Annotated in this window: 4 protein-coding genes; 2 read left to right on the plus strand and 2 right to left on the minus strand. The window is 60.2% G+C overall.

Features of this window, described 5'->3' with window-relative positions:
- Positions 1–232: 232 nt before the first annotated feature.
- Complete coding sequence (locus JNL55_RS22710) at positions 233–697, plus strand: DUF305 domain-containing protein (protein ID WP_293859368.1); 465 nt, start codon at positions 233–235, stop codon at positions 695–697.
- 66 nt (positions 698–763) lie between these two features.
- Here the strand turns inward: JNL55_RS22710 and JNL55_RS22715 are convergent, their stop codons facing one another.
- Together JNL55_RS22715 and metC are read right to left on the minus strand one after the other, a co-directional pair.
- Positions 764–1,690, minus strand: coding sequence for a LysR family transcriptional regulator (locus JNL55_RS22715; RefSeq protein WP_322111047.1), 927 nt, complete (start codon positions 1,688–1,690; stop codon positions 764–766).
- A gap of 67 nt (positions 1,691–1,757) precedes the next feature.
- Entirely contained in the window at positions 1,758–2,960 is a 1,203-nt protein-coding gene (metC, locus tag JNL55_RS22720; RefSeq protein WP_293859371.1) for a cystathionine beta-lyase, read from the minus strand.
- A gap of 328 nt (positions 2,961–3,288) precedes the next feature.
- Here metC and JNL55_RS22725 point away from each other — a divergent pair.
- A partial coding sequence (locus tag JNL55_RS22725) for a TonB-dependent receptor plug domain-containing protein (protein WP_293859374.1) occupies positions 3,289–4,411 on the plus strand: 1,123 nt, incomplete at its 3' end.

Genomic DNA, 4,411 nt, shown 5'->3' on the forward strand with positions numbered 1-4,411 from the left:
GGAACTATGCCGCGGACATGGGCGCTGACGACTTTGCGGTGCCTCCAACGATGTGGAGCGGGATCATGCCTGATCTCAGCAACGTACTTTTCGGCAGCTGGAGCGTTGCGGTCACACACCTCAACTGGAGCAGGCAAACGAGTTCGATCGTACTCTGCTTGCATGGTTGAGCAATCCGTAGCTGGCCAACCAGCCGGGTCAGCAATATTGCACAGGTTACCGAGGAGCCCCCATGCAACACGCCGGACAACAATCGCACGGATCGTACAAGGAGCTGATGGTCGAGTTGGCGATCGACTTCGTGATCATGTACCTCGTCATGTACACGATGATTGCGACTCTGAGCGACTTTTACTTAAACATCAACAACGTCTACATGACTGCGATGATGGTTGCTCCGATGGCACTGGTCATGCTCGTCGCCATGCGCTCTATGTTTCCATCACATCGGATGAATCTAGCCATTGGCCTGGGCGCAGTCATTGTGTTCGCAGTCAGCTTCATGGCCATGCGCACCCAGGCTGCCGTTGGCAATGAACAGTTCTTGCGTTCGATGATTCCCCATCACTCGGGCGCGATCCTGATGTGCGAGCAATCTTCGATCACCGATCCAGAGATCTCGGCGCTTTGTGATCAGATCATAGAGTCACAAAAGAAGGAGATCGCGCAGATGAAGGCGATTCTCGGGCGTTACTAGGCAAGAGCCTAAGAGCCGCGACCAATCTCACGACTGCGTCGGGCCGATCCAGAGATCGGACGGCAATTAACGTGGCGATTTGCTCGCTGGCTCGGTGGGTCGTTTCTTCGGCGCGCGCCCGGCCGTCGCAGAACCTGGCGATTTGGAGCTGGGCGTAGCCGTCGGCGTTTCCGACTCCAGCAAACGTGTCTTCGCCGCGCGTAGTGATTCGATGAACGAGGTGGCAATCCGAGAGGGTAGACGGTGCTCCGGCGTGCACAGGATGTACTCGAACCTGACTTCCGGCATGAAGGGCTTTACGATCACGCCATGAGGAATCAATTCGCGCGCGCTCAGGGGATTCAGTATCGAGCAGCCCACACCCCGCATGACGAATCCGCCGATGGTCATCGCGTACTGAGTTTCAATCCGCAGATCGCGTTCAACACGGGCGTCGTCGAAGATCCGATCGATCTTTCCACGGGTCGGATCTTCCAACGCGAGAGAGATGAATGCATCGCCTCTGAGATCTTCGGGCGTGATGACATCCTTGCGTCGCAGGCGATGCTGCGGTGGCAGGACGCAGACCCCAGTGAGAGATAGAAAGAGCTCGGTGCGCAGGCCGGGCGTGTGGTCGGAAGGCGTTGCGAAGCCGAGATCGAACTGCTGAGCGGCGACCCACTGTCGCACTGTCGTAGAGGCGCGGGACTGTAGATTGATCCGCACGCCCGGGTAGATGCTGAGGAAATCTCGAATGACTTCGGGAAGAAATCCGGTCGCGAGTGCGGGCAGGCAGGCGATGCGCAAGTTGCCGCTGCGTGCGTTGCGAATATCGTTGGCGATCCGCGTGAGTCCCTGGATTCCGAGAAACGATCGTTCCACTTCCTGATGAAAGCTCTCGGCCTCGGGCGTCGCGCGCAGCGGGCTTCCCTTCACGCGCTCGAACAATCGGAAGCCCACGGATCGTTCCAGATCGGCGATCAGCCTGCTGATGGCTGGCTGCGACAGATGCAGCCGTCCGCCGCGGCGGTGACCGAGCCGGTCACGATCACGGCATTAAATGCCTCCAATTGTCGTTGATTCATCCGAGCTCACGTCGAGCGCGGTCCAGCGCGGCCGCGAGATCCGCGATCATATCGGAAACGTCCTCCAGGCCGGCATGAATCCTGATCAGGAAGCCATCGTTCGGCGCGGGGCGATGGTGACGAACGGGGGCGGGCGCGGCGGGAACCATCAAGCTTTCGAATCCGCCCCAACTCGAGCCGATGCGGAACACCCGGAGGTCGGAGAACAGCGTACGTCGCACGGCCTCGTATTGCGGCTGCAGGAGGACGCCGAACAGGCCGCACATGCCCGAATAGTCACGCTTCCAGATTGCATGTCCCGGATCGGTGGGTACGACCGGCGCGAGGACTCGCATGACCTCCGGCCGCGTCTGCAACCATTCAATCAGTTTGAGCGCGTTGGCCTCATGTCTGCGCAGACGGACGTCCAACGTGCGCAGTCCACGATGCACCAGGTAACAATCGTCGGGGCTTGCGTGATCCCCGAAGCGTCCGACGGTGTCTTTGACGCGCTCGTACAGTTCCGCGGTACGCACCGTCACGGTGCCCAACATGACGTCCGAGTGGCCGGAAAAATATTTGCTCGCCGATTGAATCGAGATGTCGACGCCCGCATCGAGCGGCCGGAAGAGCAGCGGCGTGGCCCAGGTGTTGTCCATTAGCGTCAGCGCGCCGTGCTTGCGCGCCAACGCGGCTAGCGCTGGTACATCCGACATCTCGAATGTATGCGAGCCGGGAGATTCCAGAAAGAGAGCTTTGGTGTTGGGGCGAAAGCGTGATTCCAGCCGCGTGCCCATCAGTGGATCGAAGTACTCCACCTCCACGCCGAATCTACGGAGCATCTCGTCACAAAATCTGCGCGTCGATCCATACACGCAATCGGCGACCAAGATGTGATCGCCGGCGCGCAAGCAACTGGTGAGCGACAGCGCAATGGCGGCCGTGCCGGAGGCGGTGATAACCGCCTGGCCGCCGCCCTCGAGCGCTGCGACGTCCGCGGCGAGCGCGAAGGAATTCTCCGTGCCATACAGGCCATAAATCACTCGATCGTAAAAGCCCTTGTGTCGGTTCTCGTACTCGATGACATCGTCGTAGAGAATCGTCGACGCGCGTTGTACCGGCGTGTTCACCGGACCACGTACACGGCTGTCCACGCCGCGTGCGGTCAATGTCGCTGGTGCCGCGCTGTGTTCGTCGATCCTGGCGGTGCGCTTGAGCATGAAAACCTCTGTTCGCTTGGTGCATGCATCCGGAATGACGCCCCAAAATGGGTGCTGCGATCCGTCTGTGTCCGCCTTGGTATCGCAGCACCAGCATAAAGTAAATATCTTCAGAGAAGGAGAGTCATCCAGTTTTGTTATGTAGTTGGCACAACTGAGTACCCACAACGATCCGCGTATCGCTGGATAAGAGATCTGCCGTGCTCATGGGGCATGCATTTCACGGATGACCTGCCCATAAAAAACCAATTGACGTTAACTAACGGCGTCGGGTTCACTCAAGCAACGTCGCAACACTTACAAGCGACGCAAAGGGGAGAGGCCGACGATGAAGCAGCGTGACGTTATTGGCAGCGCCGCGTACGCGGCGCTGGGTTTTCTCGCGATGACGCCTGGAATCAGCTCGGCGCAGACCGAGGATTCGCCGGGATTGGAAGAGATCGTCGTGACCGGCACGCGCCGCGCAGGCGTGGATCCGATCGAATCGATGCGCCCCATTGATGTGATCAGCGCCGATTCGCTGGCGGAGCAAGGCTCGGTCAATCTCAACGATGCGTTGAAGACGCAAGTCGTTTCCCTGAATGTGCAGAAGTTCTCGGCGCAGGACGGCTCCGCGTTCATTCGTCCCTTCAGCCTGCGCGGCTTACCGCCGGATCAGACGCTGGTGCTGGTGAACGGCAAGCGCCGCCATCGTGCCGCGCTCGTGCAGATCACCAATCAGCCGCTCGCCGCCGGGGCACAAGGCCCCGACCTCGCCGCCATTCCTTCGATCGCGGTGGAGCAGATCGAAGTGCTGCGCGATGGCGCCGCCGCTCAATACGGTTCCGACGCCATCGCGGGCGTCATCAACTTTCGGCTCAAGCGAGATAACCGGGGCGCGAGCTTCATCGGACGTGGCGGACAGTTCTCAAAAGGCGACGGCACCGAATATACGGCGCAGGCCAACGTCGGCATGCCGCTCACCGCCGACGGTTTCTTCAATGTGAGTGCGGAATACACGCGGGCCGATCCTACGTCGCGAGGCGCACAGCGTCCGGACGCGCAGGCGCTGATCGATGCGGGCAACACTGCCATCAAAAATCCGGCCCAGCGCTGGGGTAACGTGGAGTCGGAAGCGGCTCGAGTGTTCTTCAACGCCGGGCTGCCGCTCGGCGACAAAACCGACGCGTATGCCTTCGGCAACTACGGGCGCACCGAGGGCGAAACCGAGTTCTTCTGGCGCAGCCCGGTATCGCGCACGGATATCTTCACGAGCATTCCGCTGACCAATCAGCCCGGCGGCGCGCGCTTCAATTTTCGCGAATGGTTCCCGGGTGGGTTCGCTCCGATCTTCGGCACCAAGATTATCGACATGAGCTTGCTCGCCGGCGTGAATGGCGAGACCGATGGCGGCCTGCGCTATGACTTTAGCGCCGGTGGCGCCGAAAATGAGCTGAACTATCGGCTCTCGA

Origin of the sequence: Steroidobacter sp. (genome assembly GCF_016790065.1) — a bacterium.
Lineage (GTDB): Bacteria > Pseudomonadota > Gammaproteobacteria > Steroidobacterales > Steroidobacteraceae > Steroidobacter.